The following is a 17,392-nucleotide window of genomic DNA, read 5'->3' on the forward strand; positions in this document are numbered from 1 at the left end:
GATTTTGCCGCCGCGTCGGCATCGGTATTGCTACTATGACCAACGGAAATCCCAGCGGGATCGTGTGTTGGCGCCGAATGCGCCGCTGCGGGCAGCGGCGATGGCAGGGACGGGGAAGGCGAGGCAAGAGGCTTGTCGTGGGACGACTCTCACCTGAGGGCTGGGTGGGCGAGCAGGGTTTCCGGGTGCAATTTCCGTTTTGCATGAAAAGCCGCACGGCAATATCCCCTATGGGAACGTTGAATTTCCTATCCTTGCTCGACCAGATTGTTCCTTGTGGTGTCGATAAATTTTACAGTCTTGAGCTAATTAACTACGCAAGTGATTGATTAAAAATATATTTATTTGAAGGCACAAATATTGCTAATTGGTTGCGCGAAGTCTAATTTTTTATAAGGGGCAAAACATGTCAACAAAATCGAAACGGTGGGTTGCGACGATGGGAACGTTATTGGCGCTTGCTGCAACAAGTAGCGCACAAGCAATGACCATCGGTTATTACGACAGCAGTCGTGAAATGTATGGTTTTGCCGGAAACGGCTATCTCTCTCAGGCGCGACAGTTCTTGGTTGATGCGGGACATACACTGGTTGCTACCAATAACGCAAACGCCGCATTCTTATCGACAGTAGATGCGTTCTATACGGGGTTGATTTCTTCCGTCAGCGCCACCGAAATTTCTGCCATGCAAGACTTCGTCAACGTGAATGGCGGTTTCTTGTTTATTCAGCAGGATCATGACTCCGGTTCGTGGCACGCACCGGCACAACAGATTCTGGCGAACTGGGGTATCACCTCTTCAGCTGGCACGTTTAGTAATGACTCCGGTCACACAACCGTCGGTTCGTCGGTTTGGGTGACCGATCCAAATGCGGTCTCCGGATTTACTGGGTCTGCGCATTCGGCGGTTGGTAATATCCCTGTTGGTTTTGAAACACTGGCCACTGACGATGCTGGCCGTATCATCCTCGGCGTATTCGATGCTGGCGCAGGTCGCTCAAGTGATGTATTGATCGCCACCGATATTAACTTCTGGGATGACAGCTTTGGCTGGAACGATGGGCGTAATCGCGCCCTGTGGGAAAACATCTGGAGTGGTGCTGCAGGCCAGATTGATCCTGAGCCGGTTGGTGTGCCCGAACCTGAGACCTTGGCCCTGCTCGGAGCTGGTCTTCTGGGTTTGGCTTTGTCACGGCGCCGTTCTAAACGAAGCTAACGTTATTTTGGCTGCGTAGCTTTCAAACCCGCTAGGTCTTTGGTGACTTGGCGGGTTTTTCGTTTGTTCTTTTGCCTCAACGATAGCAAAAATTGCCGTACTGCTTTCCGCTTCGCACCCGGCCGTGCAACTCCTCCGTGGTGCTCGCAGAAACACGAGGATGTGAAAATTACACCCCTTTCACTCAAAGCCAGCGTAGCGAAGCCTGTTGAACAGGCCGACGGTTGGTCTGAAATTCAGAAATAAAATTCGGACTCGCCTGCGGCTTATTCCAACAGATTATCTGTGATCTGACACCGAGGCGAAGTCAGGCGATTGCCTGATGATCATGTCCAACGGCGGCTTTGGTGGCATTCACGGTGGGTTTAGCCCTCGGTTCCCGCCGTTGCCCCTGTCAAAGCGACAGAGCACTGAACTGGTCGCCCTGCTGAAGAATCCGCCGAAGGGAGAGGCCCCGTTTGTTTGGACAGATTTTCCACGGCGATAACTGGAGCCCTGCGGGGGGAGCGTTATCGACGGTGACGGTTGTCGAAGGTCCGTTCAGACCGTAGGCAAGCGGCGCGGTGGGTAACGCGGGTTTCATGTGGCGAGCTTTTCCTTCGACAAGCCGGCGAAGTGAATTATGTCTGGGGTCTTGCCGGCAAATGCCTGATGAGGCCGCCGGCGGTTGTAGAACGTGATGAACTGCCCCTGGCTCGCCTTGGCGTGGGAGACCGACTCGTAGGCTTTGAGATACACCTCATCGCACTTGATGGTCTGCCAGAGGCGCTCGACGAAGACATTCGTCGCTCCAGCAACCTTTGCCATCCATGCTGATACAAATGCCATTCGCCTTGAGTTGCCCGGTGAATTCGCTACTGGTGATTTGGCTGCCTTGGTTGGTGTTGAGGATTTCCGGCGTGCCGTAACGCGTTATCGCTTCCTGCAATGCCTCAATGCAGAAGTTGGTGGTCAGCGTGTTCGACAAGCGCCAGGCCAGAACCCGACGGCTATACCAATCGACGAGAGCGACTAGATAGACGAAACCCCAGCGCATCGGGATGTACGCTATATCGGTGGCCCACACGTGATGTTGCCGCTCAATGCTCAGGTTACGCAGCAGGTAGGGGTAAATTTGATGCGCTGCGTGCAGGCGACTGGTGTTCGGCTTGCGATACAAGGCTTCAATGCCCATCTGTTTCATCAAGCGGCGAATGCGCTTGCGACTGACGGGCTGCCCCTCGTTCCTGAGCAGGTCGCGCAGCATCCGGCTCCCGGCAAACGGGTATTCCAGATGCAGTTCGTCCATCCGGCGCATCAGCACCAAATCCTCGGTTGAGGTCGGCTTTTGCGCGTAGTAGGCCGTCGACCGTGCCAACGGCAGAATCTGGCATTGCCGGACTACCGGCAGGTCGTGACTGCGGTCAATCCCCTAATCTGGTTCGGATGAACATCAAATTGCTGCGCCAGTTCGGTCAGCCTCTTGTCGCCTTTTAGCGCAGCTATCGCTACCTTGGCTTTGCATTCCGGCGAGTGATTCCGCCGCTTCCTTCTGGTCATGCTCTTGCTCCATTTTTCGGCCGCTGCGCGGCCTGCGGTTGAGCAAGGCTATCTTTTATCCATCTGTCCGAATTTCCGGTGCCGGCTCTCATTCACGAGGTGCGTCAGCATATGGCTCCGCGAAAGCTTCTTGCGAAATACCATGAGACCCGATGCATCCTGACCGTGTAGGTGGAAGCAATGCTTCCCTAGATCAACCCCAATAAGCGTCACCATGTTCATGATCGCCTCCAGAAGGATAAATCCCCGCTTAGCTTACCGCTGGCGGGGATCGGGCTGACCATCTCATTGAAGCCGGTAATTGACTGGTTTTTGTTTGCCTGCGCGCCGGACCAGCCGGCGCGAGACTGTCCGCGCCTAGCCCGTCAACGGCTTGACGACGCGTTTGACTGCGGTGTCGTCGGGATGCGGGTGGATGGTGAAGCCAAGGCTGGTCATCAGGCGGAACATCTTGGCGTTGGTCGATAGCACGTCGCCGACCACGGCGCGGTAGCCCTTCATGCGGGCACATTCGATCAGCGCCGTCATGAGCTTGCGGCCGACGCCGCACTTCTGCCAGTCGTCACCGACGGCCAGTGCGAATTCGACCGATTCGCCATCGGGATTGCCGACGTAGCGGGCCACGCCAATCTGCTCTTCCTTGCCGTCGTCTACGCCATCTTCATTCGGTTTTGTGATGGTGGCGACCAGGGCCATTTCACGGTCGTAGTCAATCTGCGTGAAGCGGACCAGCATGGTCTGGGTCAGTTCGCGCAGGGTGTCCATGAAACGGTAGTAGCGTGATTCGTCGGACATGGCCTTGACGAAATCCTGCTCCATGTCGGCATCTTCCGGGCGGATCGGGCGGATGGTGACGACCTTGCCGTCGTTCATCTGCCATTCCTGGATCAGGTGCACCGGGTACGGATAGATCGACATGTGGGCGTAACGGTCGCCCGAGGAGTTGGCCGCATGGTCGATGACAATGCGGGCGTCGGCAGCGATGGCGCCGTTTTCATCGACGATCAGCGGGTTGAGGTCGAGTTCCTGGATCCACGGCAGTTCGCAGACCATTTCGGAAATGCACAGCAGCACTTCCTTGAGGGCGGCGCGGTCGACCGGTGGCATGTTGTGGAACTGGTCGAGGATGATCGAGGCGCGGGTGGAGTCGATCAAATCCTTGGCCAGGAATTCATTGAGCGGCGGCAGGGCGACCGAGCGGTCGCTGAAAATTTCGACGTCGAAGCCGCCGGCGCCGAAGGTGATGACCGGCCCGAAAATAGGATCGCGGAAAACGCCGATCATGACTTCACGGCCATTCGGACGCGACAGGAAGGGCTCGATCGAGACGCCGTTGATCTTGGCGTTCGGATGCCGCTTCTGCACGGTGTCGATGATGTCGTGATAGGCGTTGCGAACGGCCGGCGCATTGGTGATGTTGAGGCGGACGCCACCGGCATCGGACTTGTGCGTCAGGTCGGGCGAATCGACCTTCATGGCAATCGGGAAGCCGATCTGCTCGGCGAGCAGCAGGGCTTCGGTTGCCGTGCGGGCGACCATGGTCTGGGCGACCGGCACCTTGAAGGCGCGCAGGATGGCCTTCGATTCCATTTCGGAAAGCACCTTGCGCCGTTCGGCGAGCAGCGCCTCGATCAGCATCTTGGCGCCTTCGGCTTCCGGCCGGCCGTGCTGGCGGGTCGGTTCCGGCGTCTGCAACAGGAGCTTCTGATTGCGGTAGTACTTGGAAATATGGTGGAACAGTTCGACTGCCGTTTCCGGCATGCGGAAGGCCGGGATGCCGGCGCTTTCGAGCAGGCTACGTGCTTCGCGCACCTGCTCTTCGCCCATCCAGCAGCAGATCAGCGAACGGTTGAGCTTGTCGGCGACTTCGATGATGGCCTGGGCGACGGCCAGCGGGTCGGTCATCGCCTGCGGCGAGAGCATGACCAAGGTGCTGTCGACGCCTGGGTCATGGGTGACGGCCATGATGGCGTCGCGGTAACGCTCCGGCGTGGCATCGCCACCGATGTCGATCGGGTTGCTGTGCGACCAGTTGGTGGGCAGCGCCTTGTTGAGCACGGCCATCGTTTCGTTGGAAAGCTCGGCCAGAGGAATGCCCATGTCGCCGGCGCGGTCAGCGGCCATGGCGCCCGGCCCGCCGCCGTTGGTGATGATGGCGAGGCGGTTGCCCATCGGGCGGAACTTGGAAGCCAGCGCCTTGGCAGCATAGAAGAGCTGGCCGACGTTCTGGACGCGAACCACGCCAGCGCGGCGTACGGCGGCGTCGAAGACGGTGTCGGACACGGCGGCCATGCCAGAGTGGGTGGCGGCAGCGGCTGAGCCGGCAGCGTGGCGGCCGGCCTTGAGCAGGATGATCGGCTTGATGCGGGCAGCGGAGCGCAGGGCGCTCATGAAGCGACGGGCGTTGCGGATGCCCTCGACGTACATCAGGATGTAGTGCGTGCGGCTGTCGTAGATCAGGTAATCGAGGATTTCGCCGAAATCGACGTCGGCCGTCATGCCGATGGAAATGACCGAGGAGAAGCCGACGTCGTTGGCCTTGGCCCAGTCGAGTACGGCTGAGCACATGGCACCGGACTGCGAGACGAGGGCAAGATTGCCCGGCTTGGCGGTGATCTTGGTAAAAGTGGCGTTGAGGCCGAGGTCGGGGCGGATGATGCCCAGGCAGTTGGGGCCGAGGATGCGCACGTTGTAGGAACGGGCGATTTCCATGACCTTGCGCTCGAGCGCAGCGCCGATGTGGCCGGCTTCGGAGAAGCCGGAGGCGATGACGATGGCGTTGCGAACGCCAGAGCGGCCGCATTGTTCGATCAGTTGCGGGACGGTCTGCGGACGGGTGCAGATGACCGCCATTTCGACGCGCGCGCCGATTTCCTCAATCGATTTGTAGGACGGCTGGCCCTGAATGGTGTCGTGCTTCGGGTTGATGGCGTACAGGCGGCCCTTGTAACCCGAGCTCAGGATGTTTTTGAAGATGATGTTGCCGACCGAGTTTTCGCGGTCTGATGCACCGATGACAGCGACGGATTTCGGTTCGAAAAGCGAGGTTAAATAGTGCTGTTCCAACATGGTGAACCCCTAGGCAGTTTATTTTTTGTGCAATGCAGAATTCTGGCACAACGCCCATCTATTGTCATTGAGCTTCTAGGGTTATTCCCTATGTGGCAAGGGCGCTTTCGATGACCAGCGATTGCGACAGGGCGCGGTGTACGGGGCATTTGTTGGCGATATCGAGCAGGCGCTGGCGCTGTTCGGCGGTGAGCTCGCCGGCGAGGCTGATGGTGCGTTCGATGCGGTCGCGGGCAACGCCGTCGACCGTAATTTTTTCATGGCTCAGTGCGACGCTGACATGGGTCAGCGCGAGACCCTTGCGTTCGGCGTACATGCGCAGCGTCATCGAGGTGCAGGCGCCCAGCCCGGCCATCACCAAATCGAAAGGGGCCGGGCCGGCATCGGCACCGCCGACGCTGGCCGGCTCATCGGCGATCAATTGATGCTGGCCGACGGTGACTGCCTGCTGGTATCTTCCATGACCATTTTCTGCGACGACAACACCTGACATGACCGACTCCCTCAATGAATTGCCGCAAATCATACCGCCATCGCCCTGGGTGGCGCGCCATTGCGGGCTGATAGCACAGGGTGGACGCGTGCTCGACCTGGCCTGCGGCAGCGGACGGCACGCCAGATTGCTGACCGGGCTGGGATTCGAGGTTGCTGCGGTCGACCGGAATTTTGAGGCAATTTTGAAATTGTCAGATGTGCCGGGAATCACCGCGACACAGCTCGATCTGGAGGGCGACGAGTGGCCGCTGGCCGGCCGGACATTCGACGGCATTGTCGTCACCAATTACCTCTGGCGGTCGCGCCTGCCCGATGTGCTGGCCATGCTGGCGCCCGGTGGCGTGCTGATATACGAAACTTTCATGCTCGGCAACGAGGCCTACGGCAAGCCGTCGAGCCCGGCCTTTTTGCTCCGGCCGGGGGAGTTGCGGGAAGTCGCGCAGGCGGCTGGTTTACGTGAAATCGCCTTCGAGGAAGGCTACACGGCCAGCCCGAAGCCGGCCATGCGTCAGGCCATCTGCGCCGTTCGTGAGTGAACGATGGCGGCGGCCAGCCGCTTGATGCCGTCTTCGGACAAATCGTCGGTCGAGAAATTGCCCGAATCCTGAATGCCGGCATAGTTGTGATCCTGCGAGCGCCGGTAGAGCGGGTCGTAATGCAGTTCGAGCAGCTCGCGGACCAGCGTCGGCCAGTCAGCGTCAGCGATGAACTGTTGCCAGCGCGCCATGGTTTCGCGGCTTTGCAGCGAGCGCAGGACATCGAGGCGGTTGCCGAGAAACTCGGGGCGGGTCAGAAAGTAGTCGTAATCCTTGAGCAGGAAGGCGACGCGGGCGCCGAGCGTGGCCTCGACGGCAACGCATTCGCCGCTGCGGATGCGGGCGATCATCGCTTCCGGCACGTGCAGGTTGCCGATCTTGCGGCTTTCCGCCTCGACGTAGACCGGGCGGGCCGGGTCCAGCGCGGCCATGGCCAGCATCAGGTCTGTTTCAAAGCCTTTTTGTGAAGGCTGCGGCGAATCGGGCAGGACACCAAGCACCGAGCCTTTGTGATTGGCCAGGTTTTCGAGATCGAGAATCTGTTCGCCGAGCTCGCCAATCGCTTGCAGGATGCGCGTTTTGGCATTGCCGGTAGCGCCGCAGACGACAGTAAACCGGAATTGTTGCGGCAAGGCTTCAAGCGTCGCGATGACATGGCTGCGCCAGGCCTTGTAGCCGCCGTCGAGTTGCCCGGCACGCCAGCCAATGGCCTTGAAAACGGTGGTCATCGAACCGCTGCGGTCGCCGCCGCGCCAGCAATAGATCAGCGGCTTCCAGGTTTTCGGGCGGTCAAGGAAGCGTTCCTTGAGGTGTTTGGCGATGTTTTCCGAAACCAGCGCTGCGCCGATTTTCTTGGCCTCGAAAGGTGACACCTGCTTGTACAGCGTGCCGACCTGGATGCGCTGTTCGTTGTCGAGCACCGGGCAGTTGATGGCGCCGGGGATGTGGTCTTCGGCAAATTCGGCCGGGGTGCGGACGTCGATGATTTCGTCGTAGGCGGCGAGTTCGGCTACGGTGGGGCGGGCAGGCTTCATCGGCCTATTTTAACAGCGGCGCGATGGCCGGCCAGACGTGATCGAGGATCAGCGGCTGGGCTTCGGCCAGCGGGTGCAGGTTGTCGGCCTGGAATAGTTGCGGCTTGGTGTTGAGCGGTTCGAGCAGGAAATCGATCAACGACGTTTTCTTGGTCTGAGCGATGCTTTTGAAACTGCCGAAAAAATCAGTCGCGTACGGCCCGTAGTTGGGCGGCAGGCGCATGCCGGCGAGGACGACCTTGGCGCCAGCAGCGCGCGAAGCGTCGACCATGGCGTTGAGGTTGTCGCGCATCTGGCCGAGCGGCAGGCCGCGCAGGCCGTCGTTGGCGCCGAGGGCGATGACGACGATCGCCGGCTGGTGGGCCTTGAGCGCTGGGCCGAGGCGGGAGCGTCCGCCGGCCGTGGTTTCGCCGGAGATCGACAGGTTGGCAACGCTATAATCAAGGCGCTTTTCGGCCAGACGTGCGCCGAGCAGCGACGGCCAGGCTTGTTCCGGCCGGATGCCATAGCCGGCCGACAGCGAGTCTCCCATGACCAGGATGGTCTTGGCGGCGAGGGCGGGCAAGGTGGTGAAGAGCAGGGCAAACAGGAAGAGAGCGAAGCGCATGGCAGGGAAACCGGTGATTGAAGTGGTGGGGCTGGGCAAGACCGTCGATAACGGCGGCGAACCGCTGACGATTCTGCAGGATATTTCCTTTTCGGTCATGGCGGGTGAAACGGTTGCCATTGTCGGCGCTTCCGGTTCTGGCAAATCGACCCTGCTCGGGTTGCTTGCCGGGCTCGATTCGCCGACGGCTGGCGAAGTTCGGCTCGACGATATTTCCCTGAATTCGCTCGATGAAGACCAGCGCGCCAAGCTGCGCGGCCGCCTCCTCGGTTTCGTTTTCCAGTCCTTCCAGTTGCTGCCTTCGCTCAACGCGCTGGAGAACGTCATGCTGCCCTTGGAACTGGCCGGCGTGTCGCGCGCCAACGGGCCGGCTGGCGAGTGGCTAGCCCGCGTCGGCCTGGGCCACCGCCTCAAACATTACCCGAAGCATCTGTCCGGTGGGGAGCAGCAACGCGTCGCCCTGGCCCGCGCCTTCGCACCCAATCCGCAACTGGTCCTGGCCGACGAGCCGACCGGCAATCTCGACGCGGCGACCGGCCAGCAGGTCATCGACATGATGTTCGAGCTGAACGCCAAGCAGGGAACAACCTTGCTGCTCGTCACCCACGACGAAGCAATCGCCGCCCGCTGCGGGCGCGTCCTGCGCATTCAGTCAGGGCGCTTGGCCGGCTAAAGCATTTTAATTTTGGTCGTTTTTTCCGGTTGACCGTAGGAAGCCCGGTTGCTGAACTCACCCTTTCGGCTGCGGGAGATGCCATGTTGGCGCGGGTCTAAGCGACTCCCCATAGATGCCGGATACCTCGGTCTCCCCGTGAGGGGGATACGATATTCGTTCGAAACGGCGAGGCCGTTACCGACGAGATCGATTTAGCGCAACAAATTCGATGATTCCCCAAAGCAGGGAGCTGCCAAATGCAAACACGGGGTAAGTTATCTTTTTCCGAATGATTTTGTACATCGTGTTTGTCTCGTGCAGGAAATCGGAGCCTGATCAGCCCAACATTCAGGCAAGTTCAACGACCGCCATTGGGTAATCGCAGCGCACCTTGTCATAAAAACTTCATCATCGGACGAAGGTATTGGCCTCTAACATAACAAGGGATTGTTAAGCACGCATTTCAGTCTTGTTACTCGCGCCTCCTTCCCGATTCAGGTGATTCTTCCTGCCCAGCCCCTCTTTCAAGGCGATCAGCAATTGCGCGGTGTAGCCCACTCAGAATTCAATGAATTGCTCGAATTGGAATCCATCATTCGAGATGGCGGCAGCCAGCTTGAGACACATGTAGCCTGTGAGGTTACGGTCGGCCCAAGGATATTTCCTGTACATGTTGTCGCCTTGGGCAATCCCGATCCCGACGTTCCGGTCGTCGGCTTTTTTGGTGGCTTTCACGGCCTTGAGCGAATCGGGACCGACGTTGTTCTGGCTTACCTGCGCAGTCTGGTTAGGCGACTGCCCTGGGATAGCGTTCTCCATAGGCAACTCGAATCGGTTCGCCTGGTCTTCATGCCCATCGTTAACCCCGGAGGAATGTGGCGCGGCACCCGAGCCAATCCGAACGGTGTCGACCTGATGCGTAACGGGCCTCTGGAAGCTACGGAAAAAGTGCCCTTCATGTTCGGCGGGCAGCGCTTCAGTCCCCGTCTGCCCTGGTATCGAGGACCACTGGCCGGCCAGTTGGAGCCAGAAAACGAAGCGGTCTGCGCGGTGGTCAGAAAAGAGTTCTTCGGGCGAACTTTTGGCATCGCCATCGATTGCCATTCTGGATTCGGCGTCAGCGATCGAATCTGGTTTCCTTATGCTCATACCGCCCGGCCTATTGCCCATCTACCCGAGATACACGCGCTCAAGGAAATATACGACCAGACCCACCCCAATCATCGCTATGTATTCGAGCCACAGAGTTGCCAGTATCTGGCGCATGGTGATTTGTGGGATTACCTTTATCAGCAAGCCAGTTCGCGTCCGGAGACAATTTTCCTCCCGTTGACACTCGAGATGGGCTCCTGGCTGTGGGTAAAGAAAAACCCGCGACAACTATTCTCACGCCACGGAATCTTTAACCCGCTCATCGAGCACCGGCAGCACAGAGTATTGCGCCGCCATGTTGCCTGGCTGGACTTTCTGGCGCGCGCTGCCTGCGGTTACCGGCTCTGGATTCCCACCGCGGAGAGTCGGGAGTTGTATCGCGAACAGGCGATGCAGCATTGGTATGGGAAGGCATCGTCGTGAGCAACTGGGTGTTGCTGCGTGGATTGACCAGAGAAAGGCGTCATTGGGGCGATTTTCCGGAAATTCTGAAAGGTCAGTGCAGGGATGCCGCGGTATATACGATCGACCTGCCGGGAAATGGTGGCCTGAATGTACAGGAAAGCCCGCTGCAGGTAAGCGAAATGGCAGAAAACTGTCGTCAGCAACTGCGCGAGCTGGGGATCGTCCCACCCTATTACCTCCTGGCCATGTCACTCGGCGCCATGGTTGCCGTCGCCTGGGCGACCCGGAATCCTGAGGAAATTGGCGGCTGCGTGCTGATCAATACCAGCCTGCGCCCGTTTAGCCCCTTTCACCATCGTCTCCGGCCACAAAACTATCTGAAGCTGGCCAGTCTGCTTTTGCCCGGATGCGATCCTCATTACCGGGAAAGCGTCATTCTACAGATCACCAGCAACCGCCCGATTTCCCCGGAAAGATTGTCCGTGTGGTCCGACTACGCTCGTCAGAATCCGGTTTCATCGCGCAATGCCATGCGCCAATTGCTCGCCGCAGTCCGCTACCAGCCACCTTCCGCAAAACCCTTGCCGCCGGTGCTTGTCTTATGCAGCGCACAAGACCGGCTGGTTGATTCTCGTTGTTCCCGAACGCTTGCCGCGCGTTGGCACAGCACCTTCGCTGAACACCGTTCGGCCGGCCATGATCTGCCACTCGACGACGCCCCCTGGGTGGCCGAACAAATAGGGCGCTGGATGCATGACTCGACACAAACGCGATTGCCAGGAAGCTTGTAACTTGCCGCCTGAGCTGCTTCCGCCCCTGCCAAATTTGCTGATCAGGAGCATCGCAAGCTTGTGGCGCAAGCAGGCATCAGCGCTGCCAGAGTCAGGCCTGCTCGGTCACTTCCAGATCAAAAACATCGATATGGCGCATGTTGCCAAATATCGACGGTTTTTCGGTGATTCAGGGCAACGGGTGCCACTGACCTATTTCTATCTTTTGGCGCAGCGAGCGCAGATTGCATTGATGCTGGATGCGCGCTTTCCTCATGCCATTCCTGGTCTGATCCATGTCAGCAACAAGATGCGATTTCATGACGTATTTCAGGAAGGCGTCCCCCTTGATGTTGTGGTCTCGGTCTCGCCAGTCGTCCGCACAGACGAAGCAAAATCTGTCGTCTTCAGCGTTGAGATGAGCCAGGGCGGACGACACATTATTACCTGCGTCAGCGAATACCGGGTTCCGGGAAGGCGCCGCCGCAAATCAGCAGCGCCTGCACCGCCTGAAAACCTTCCGGAAACGTTTTTGCAGGAAGGCTGGACCTTCGAGAGATCGCTCTGTCGTCGTTACGCCATGATCTCCAGCGACTTCAACCCGATTCACCTGTCGTCATTGCTGGCCCGTGCCTTCGGGTTCAAAAGGGCCATCGCCCACGGCATGCACTCCATCGGGCGTGCGGCAGTGAGCATCGAGCGCCGCACAGGAAGACCGCTGATTGAAATAACGGCTCATTTCAGACGCCCAATCCTGATCGGAAGCGAGGCGACTTTTGGTTTTGAATCGACCGCGACGACCCAAGGTGATTTCGGCGTTATTTTGGCGGAGGACTGCCAATTGGCAATCAACGGTTCCTGGTCTATCTGCTAGATCCAGTGACCTGAACGGCTGGCCTCAAGAAAACTTTCAAGCAGGGGGAGGCAGTCGAGGACATCCTCGTCGCTGGGACGACGAAATTCGGGATGCCATTGGAGGCCAAGCAAAAAACTTCTTCCTGTCCCGCGAATCGCCTCGATCATGTCGTCGCCAGTGGCGCGCGCCTCGACGGCCAGGTCGCGGCCAAGGGTTCGAATGCCCTGGTGGTGGATGGAGATGACTTTCCGCTGAGGCGCTGCCCCCATGAGCTTTTCGAGCAGGCCGCCTGGTTCCAGGACAATGTCGTGGGTGTGCTGGTCGTAGCTATCGGCGAGGTGCTGGCTGGGGCCGGGTATTTGCGACGCGATATCCTGGTAAAGCGATCCGCCCATGGCCACATTGATCAGCTGGGCTCCCCGGCAAATTCCCAGCACGGGTTTCCGACTTTCGAGGAACTCGTGCAGCAATTCCATCTCATACATATCCCTGATCCGATCACCGGCCCATTCCGGACGCATCGCCGGCTCACCGTAAGCCATTGGATTGACATCGGCACCACCCTGCAAGACAAGCCCATCGAGATGCTGGGCATAAGCACTCAGGCGAACGGCACTTCGATCGAGTATTCCATTTTGTGTAATGGAGGGAACCATGAAGACCACGACACCGCGCGCCATGATCCACTGCGCCACGGATTGCTCCAGGTACTGGAGCGTTTTGCTTTCCATTCCCTTGCCATCTGGCCTCGGATATGACAAACGTGCGGATATTCCGATTTTCAGTGTGCGTTTCATGCCGTCCTCCTTGCTCGAACTGGCGCAGCGTGTCTGGCTCTCCAGCGAGTAGACGAGACCGGGTCGGGATGCGTTCAATATGGATTTGATCGATAAACCCCTCGCTTTCTTTCTGCCGGCCTGGCCGCTGGCGCTGAGCCCGTTACTGTGGATTGCCCTGGCCGTTGCGGCGGCGGCACTGGCCGGCGAGTGGGTACGCAAGTATTTCGGAATTCCGCGAATTACCGCTTACCCGGTGGTCGGCATGCTGGCGGCCGCTGTTGCCGGTGACCGTCTGGTCGCAGAACACGACGAATGGCTGCGCTGGGGGCTGAACGTGGCATTGGCGATCCTGCTCTTTGAACTGGGTAGCCGCGTCGACCTGCGTTGGTTACGGCACAATCGATGGCTCCTGGTGACCAGCCTCGGCGAGTCGCTTGCCGCTTTTGGCGCCGTATTTGCGATCAGCCGCTATCTTGGTCTGGCGCAGGTGGATTCGGCGCTCCTCGCCGCCATCGGCATGTCCACGTCGCCGGCCGTGATCATGCGAGTCGTCACGGAGAGCAACGCGCAGGGGCAGGTGAGTACCCGGCTGCTCGTGCTGACGGCATTGAATACGATTTATTCGGTCGTCACGGTCCATCTGGTCTTGGGAGCAATGCACCAGCGTTACAGCGGTGACTGGGTGCTGGCGATTTCGCATCCGCTTTATCTGGTCGGTGCCGGGCTGATTGTCGGCAAGCTGCTGGCCATGACCGTCGGCCGCCTGCGTCGCTGGCTGGCCCTGCGCGATGAATACGCCTCGGTGATCCTGTTGAGCCTGGTTTTGATGACCATCGGCCTGATCGAAGCCTTGCGCTTGCCGGTAACGCTTTGCATGCTCTTCGCCGGCATTGTGCTGCGCAATGACGAGCGCCGCGCCTGGGTGTTTCCGGAGCATTTCGGCTCGGTCGGCGGGGTGCTGGTCGTCCTGTTGTTTCTGGTCGTCGGGATTCAGATCAGGATTGAGCATTTGATGACCGGTGGCGCACTGGCTCTGTTGTTGATCGGCGGGCGTATCCTGGCCAAGCTTGGCGGCGTCCTGCTGTTTGCTCGCCCGGCCGGCATCAGCTGGCGTCAGGGCCTGTTGCTCGGCATCGCCCTGTCGCCGGCGGCCGGACCGGTCATGGTTGCCGCGGCCGATCTCGGGCAGTTGTATCCCCAGTTGCAGGGAACCCTGATGCCGGTCGCCATGAGCGCCGCAGCGATCATGGAACTGGCCGGCCCGATCATCGTGGCGCTTTGCCTCAAATGGAGCGGAGAACGTCGTGAATAACGAGATCGAAAACGAACTGCCCGAGTTTTCGAAATCGGACGCGCTGACCCTCGGCATCGAACTGGAATTGCAGATTATCGGCGGGCAGGATTACAACCTGATCGGTGCCGCCCCGGACCTGCTGCGTGAAATGGCCGGTCGTGTGCATCCCGGCGATGTCAAACCGGAGATAACGGACTCGATGATCGAGTTATCCACCGACATCTGTCGAGATTACAAGGACGCTCTGACCCAGTTGCGCAGCATTCGCAACGAGTTGGTCCATCAGGCCGACCGCCTGGGGATCGGGCTGTCGGGCGGCGGCACTCACCCCTTTCAACATTGGGGCAAGCAGGCCATTTTCGACGCGCCGCGCTTCCTTCTTTTGTCGCAGCTCTACGGTTATCTGGCCAAGCAATTCACCATCTTCGGCCAGCATGTCCATATCGGCTGCGCCTGTCCGGATCGCGCGCTCTGGCTGCTGCACGCCTTCAATCGCTACATTCCCCACCTCATCGCGCTGTCGGCCTCGTCGCCCTTCGTCCAGGGAATCGACACCGGATTCCAGTCGGCGCGGCTCAATTCGGTCTTTGCCTTCCCGCTGAGCGGCAGGGCGCCTTTCGTCTTGAGCTGGGATGACTTCAATACCTATTACCGCAAGATGATCGCTACCGGCGTCGTCAAAAGCATGAAGGATTTTTACTGGGACATTCGCCCAAAACCCGAGTTCGGCACCATCGAGCTGCGCGTCATGGATACCCCACGGACAGTCGAGCGGGCGGCACAGATCGCGGCCTATGCCCAGGCCCTGGCCCGCTACCTGCTCGAAGAAAGGCCGACCGAGCCGCGCGAAGACGACTATCTGGTTTACACCTTCAACCGCTTTCAAGCCTGCCGTTTCGGCTACGACGGCACGCTGGTCATTCCCGGCTCCGCCGAGCAACGCAATATTGGCGATGACATCATTCGCACCATGGCGGTCATCGACGTGCATGCCTACGATCTGGGGGCAACCGAAGCGCTCAATCTGCTGCGCACCGAGGTTCTGCAATCACGAAACGGGGCCAGCGAGATACGCGCGAGCTATGCCAGCGAAGGCGCACTGGAAGAAGTGGTGCGTCAATCCAGCGAACTGTGGGCCGGGCGTATTGAGCCGCTCAACTAAGGAATTCATCAACTTTCGAGAAAAGGACAATGCCAAAACAAAGTACCCATTCCGGAAGCGCGAATTCAGTATTCAAGATTCTCGATTCGGCCGACCGGGGCTATGTCACAAAGGCTGATACCAAGGCCTTGGCTGGCTTTTCCTCGTTTTTTGATCGGCTGGATATCAAGCAAACCGGCAAGCTGGATGGTGTCCTGTTCAGAAAAGCCTGGCGTGAGTATTTGCTGGCGCCGGAGCTTGATGACTACCAGCGTTTGAAGAATGAATTGATCCTGCGCCAAAAGGAAAACTCTTTCCTGAAGAAGTGCCTGCGACAGGCGAATGGCGTGCTGGCCAACGGCGCAAGCGCTGATCTCCGCGCATCGAAGAGCGCGCTGGCTCGGCCAGCGCCGCAGGCCGAGCCAGCGCGCCGTGAGCACCTGTTGCGACGCCAGGCGGAAGCCGAGAAATCCAGGCTGGAAGGAGTGCTGGAGAGTGTTGGCGATGTTGTCGTCAACGTTTCCAGCAGCGGCATGATTACCTACTTGAACCGATTGGGGCCGCAGCGGGGCAAGCGGCCAAAAGACGAGTTGATCGGCCGGGATCTGACCGCCATCTTTCCTGGAGAAGTCGGCCGCATGGTCCAGGAGAGCCTGTCGCGCACCTCACGGGACAAGGCCCCAGATCGCTTCGAGTACTTCAGCAAGGTTCATTCTTGCTGGTTCGAGACGCGAATTTTTCCGACAGCCGATGGTGCGGTGATCATCTCGGCCGACATTTCGCGACGGAAACAGGTCGAGCAACGACTGCGCGAAGCCCTGGAGCGTTTTCGGACGGCGAGCGAGATGGCCATGCTGGGGTTCTGGGAATGGCAGCTGGCGAACGACGCAGTCTATTTTTCGCCGGAATGGAAAAAGCAGTTGGGTTATGCCGACGCCGAATTGCCCAACCGTATCGATGAGTGGAAGCGTCGCCTGCACCCTGACGACAGGGAATTTGTGCTGCAGCAGGTGGCAAGATCAGGCAAGCGGCGTTTTGCCGATTTCGAAATGGAGTACCGGCTGGCGCACAAGGACGGTGGATATCGCTGGATCAATGCACGCTGGATGGCCCTGTCCGACGATGCGGGGAGCGGCCTCAGGTTCGGGGTGACCCATCTTGACGTGACCAGCGTCAAGGAGGAGGCAGAGCACCTCGACTATGTGGCCAGCCATGATTTATTGACCGGTTTGCCTAACCGGGCGCTCCTGCAGGAATTTGCCGAACATGTGACGATCAGTGCCCGCCGCCAGCGCGGGAAGGTTGCGGTCATGTTTCTCGACCTGGATCGTTTCAAGGCAGTCAACGATACCTATGGGCACAAGGCAGGGGATCGCGTCCTCCAGGAAGCGGCTCAGCGAATAGCCAGCAGCTTGAGGGCCGAGGATCTGGTCGGTCGCCTTGGCGGCGATGAATTCGTTGCCGTCCTCAGCGAAATTAGCGGATTTCAGGATGCCACCCGGGCCGCGACGAAATGTCTTGAAGCGCTGAGCCAACCGTTTGCGTTGGGCAAACGCAAAGTGACGGTTTTGCCCAGCATAGGCATTAGCATCTTTCCTGACGACGGAGAGTCGATAGAAAAGCTGATTCACAACGCTGACATCGCAATGTATGAAGCCAAGCGAAGCGGCGGCGGGAAATTCTGCTTCTTTGCCAAGGTAGCTCCCCCCAGCCGATGAGCGCCTGGCCCGCCAGGTTATTTCAATTTTTGCCGTTTTTTCCGGTTGACCGTGGCAAGCGTGGTTGGGCCCGGCAGGCTGATTGTTCCTGGAGCGACAGGCATTTGCCGTGCTTTCTGCCGGCCG

14 protein-coding genes and 2 pseudogenes are annotated in these 17,392 nt (G+C 59.1%); 9 read left to right on the top strand and 7 right to left on the bottom strand.

Going from position 1 to position 17,392, the window contains the following annotated elements:
* The first annotated feature begins 406 nt into the window (after nt 1-406).
* A complete protein-coding gene (locus tag WBK19_RS01060) occupies nt 407-1,216 on the top strand; it encodes a PEP-CTERM sorting domain-containing protein (protein WP_511286130.1) in 810 nt (269 codons plus the stop codon).
* 579 nt (nt 1,217-1,795) lie between these two features.
* Here the strand turns inward: WBK19_RS01060 and WBK19_RS01065 are convergent.
* The 4 genes and pseudogenes from WBK19_RS01065 to WBK19_RS01080 all read right to left on the bottom strand — a co-directional run bounded on the left by WBK19_RS01065 (nt 1,796) and on the right by WBK19_RS01080 (nt 6,317).
* Nucleotides 1,796-2,755: pseudogene (locus WBK19_RS01065) on the bottom strand (IS3 family transposase).
* A gap of 90 nt (nt 2,756-2,845) precedes the next feature.
* Nucleotides 2,846-2,977, bottom strand: a pseudogene (locus WBK19_RS01070) (IS110 family transposase); the annotation flags it as partial.
* A gap of 135 nt (nt 2,978-3,112) precedes the next feature.
* Nucleotides 3,113-5,824, bottom strand: coding sequence for a bifunctional acetate--CoA ligase family protein/GNAT family N-acetyltransferase (locus WBK19_RS01075; RefSeq protein ID WP_511286132.1), 2,712 nt, complete (start codon nt 5,822-5,824; stop codon nt 3,113-3,115).
* A gap of 88 nt (nt 5,825-5,912) precedes the next feature.
* Complete coding sequence (locus tag WBK19_RS01080; RefSeq protein WP_511286134.1) at nt 5,913-6,317, bottom strand: OsmC family protein; 405 nt, start codon at nt 6,315-6,317, stop codon at nt 5,913-5,915.
* Here WBK19_RS01080 and WBK19_RS01085 point away from each other — a divergent pair.
* Entirely contained in the window at nt 6,316-6,855 is a 540-nt protein-coding gene (locus WBK19_RS01085) for a class I SAM-dependent methyltransferase (RefSeq protein ID WP_511286136.1), read from the top strand. The genes WBK19_RS01080 and WBK19_RS01085 overlap by 2 nt on opposite strands.
* On the opposite strand, the gene mnmH is transcribed toward WBK19_RS01085, so the two are convergent.
* Nucleotides 6,828-7,889 carry a tRNA 2-selenouridine(34) synthase MnmH gene (mnmH, locus tag WBK19_RS01090; RefSeq protein WP_511286138.1) on the bottom strand — a complete coding sequence of 354 codons (1,062 nt, stop codon included), beginning with the start codon at nt 7,887-7,889 and terminating at the stop codon, nt 6,828-6,830. The two genes, WBK19_RS01085 and mnmH, sit on opposite strands and share 28 nt — an antisense overlap.
* 4 nt (nt 7,890-7,893) lie before the next feature.
* Nucleotides 7,894-8,496: an arylesterase gene (locus tag WBK19_RS01095; RefSeq protein WP_511286140.1), complete on the bottom strand. Its 603-nt coding sequence runs from the start codon at nt 8,494-8,496 to the stop codon at nt 7,894-7,896.
* Here WBK19_RS01095 and WBK19_RS01100 point away from each other — a divergent pair.
* The 4 genes from WBK19_RS01100 (at nt 8,495) to WBK19_RS01115 (ending at nt 12,352) form a co-directional block, all read left to right on the top strand.
* Nucleotides 8,495-9,169 carry an ABC transporter ATP-binding protein gene (locus WBK19_RS01100; RefSeq protein WP_511286142.1) on the top strand — a complete coding sequence of 225 codons (675 nt, stop codon included), beginning with the start codon at nt 8,495-8,497 and terminating at the stop codon, nt 9,167-9,169. The genes WBK19_RS01095 and WBK19_RS01100 overlap by 2 nt on opposite strands.
* Before the next feature lie 429 nt (nt 9,170-9,598).
* Nucleotides 9,599-10,726 carry a M14 family zinc carboxypeptidase gene (locus WBK19_RS01105; protein ID WP_511286144.1) on the top strand — a complete coding sequence of 376 codons (1,128 nt, stop codon included), beginning with the start codon at nt 9,599-9,601 and terminating at the stop codon, nt 10,724-10,726.
* The gene (locus WBK19_RS01110) at nt 10,723-11,499 is read left to right on the top strand and encodes an alpha/beta fold hydrolase (RefSeq protein WP_511286146.1); all 777 of its coding nucleotides are present in this window, start codon (nt 10,723-10,725) and stop codon (nt 11,497-11,499) included. The genes WBK19_RS01105 and WBK19_RS01110 overlap by 4 nt, the downstream gene beginning before the upstream one ends.
* Before the next feature lie 58 nt (nt 11,500-11,557).
* Complete coding sequence (locus WBK19_RS01115; protein WP_511286148.1) at nt 11,558-12,352, top strand: MaoC family dehydratase; 795 nt, start codon at nt 11,558-11,560, stop codon at nt 12,350-12,352.
* On the opposite strand, the gene WBK19_RS01120 is transcribed toward WBK19_RS01115, so the two are convergent.
* The gene (locus WBK19_RS01120; RefSeq protein ID WP_511286150.1) at nt 12,349-13,131 is read right to left on the bottom strand and encodes a gamma-glutamyl-gamma-aminobutyrate hydrolase family protein; all 783 of its coding nucleotides are present in this window, start codon (nt 13,129-13,131) and stop codon (nt 12,349-12,351) included. The genes WBK19_RS01115 and WBK19_RS01120 overlap by 4 nt on opposite strands.
* Before the next feature lie 79 nt (nt 13,132-13,210).
* Between WBK19_RS01120 and WBK19_RS01125 the strand changes: the two genes are divergently transcribed.
* The 3 genes from WBK19_RS01125 to WBK19_RS01135 are packed head-to-tail and all read left to right on the top strand — an operon-like array spanning nt 13,211 to nt 17,266.
* Entirely contained in the window at nt 13,211-14,425 is a 1,215-nt protein-coding gene (locus WBK19_RS01125; protein WP_511286152.1) for a cation:proton antiporter, read from the top strand.
* Nucleotides 14,418-15,569: a YbdK family carboxylate-amine ligase gene (locus tag WBK19_RS01130; RefSeq protein WP_511286154.1), complete on the top strand. Its 1,152-nt coding sequence runs from the start codon at nt 14,418-14,420 to the stop codon at nt 15,567-15,569. Before WBK19_RS01125 ends, WBK19_RS01130 begins: the two co-directional genes overlap by 8 nt.
* Nucleotides 15,570-15,598: 29 nt before the next feature.
* The gene (locus tag WBK19_RS01135; protein ID WP_511286156.1) at nt 15,599-17,266 is read left to right on the top strand and encodes a diguanylate cyclase domain-containing protein; all 1,668 of its coding nucleotides are present in this window, start codon (nt 15,599-15,601) and stop codon (nt 17,264-17,266) included.
* Nucleotides 17,267-17,392 lie beyond the last annotated feature (126 nt).

It is taken from the genome of Azonexus sp., from assembly GCF_049652925.1.
In the GTDB taxonomy this organism is placed as follows: Bacteria; Pseudomonadota; Gammaproteobacteria; order Burkholderiales; family Rhodocyclaceae; genus Azonexus.

Bases quoted from the DNA above. Each gene is read 5' to 3' on its own strand.
- WBK19_RS01060 (WP_511286130.1), top strand. From the start codon at position 407: ATGTCAACAAAATCGAAACGGTGGGTTGCGACGATGGGAACGTTATTG.
- WBK19_RS01075 (WP_511286132.1), bottom strand. From the start codon at position 5,824: ATGTTGGAACAGCACTATTTAACCTCGCTTTTCGAACCGAAATCCGTC.
- WBK19_RS01085 (WP_511286136.1), top strand. From the start codon at position 6,316: ATGACCGACTCCCTCAATGAATTGCCGCAAATCATACCGCCATCGCCC.
- WBK19_RS01080 (WP_511286134.1), bottom strand. From the start codon at position 6,317: ATGTCAGGTGTTGTCGTCGCAGAAAATGGTCATGGAAGATACCAGCAG.
- mnmH (WP_511286138.1), bottom strand. From the start codon at position 7,889: ATGAAGCCTGCCCGCCCCACCGTAGCCGAACTCGCCGCCTACGACGAA.
- WBK19_RS01100 (WP_511286142.1), top strand. From the start codon at position 8,495: ATGGCAGGGAAACCGGTGATTGAAGTGGTGGGGCTGGGCAAGACCGTC.
- WBK19_RS01095 (WP_511286140.1), bottom strand. From the start codon at position 8,496: ATGCGCTTCGCTCTCTTCCTGTTTGCCCTGCTCTTCACCACCTTGCCC.
- WBK19_RS01120 (WP_511286150.1), bottom strand. From the start codon at position 13,131: ATGAAACGCACACTGAAAATCGGAATATCCGCACGTTTGTCATATCCG.
- WBK19_RS01125 (WP_511286152.1), top strand. From the start codon at position 13,211: ATGGATTTGATCGATAAACCCCTCGCTTTCTTTCTGCCGGCCTGGCCG.
- WBK19_RS01135 (WP_511286156.1), top strand. From the start codon at position 15,599: ATGCCAAAACAAAGTACCCATTCCGGAAGCGCGAATTCAGTATTCAAG.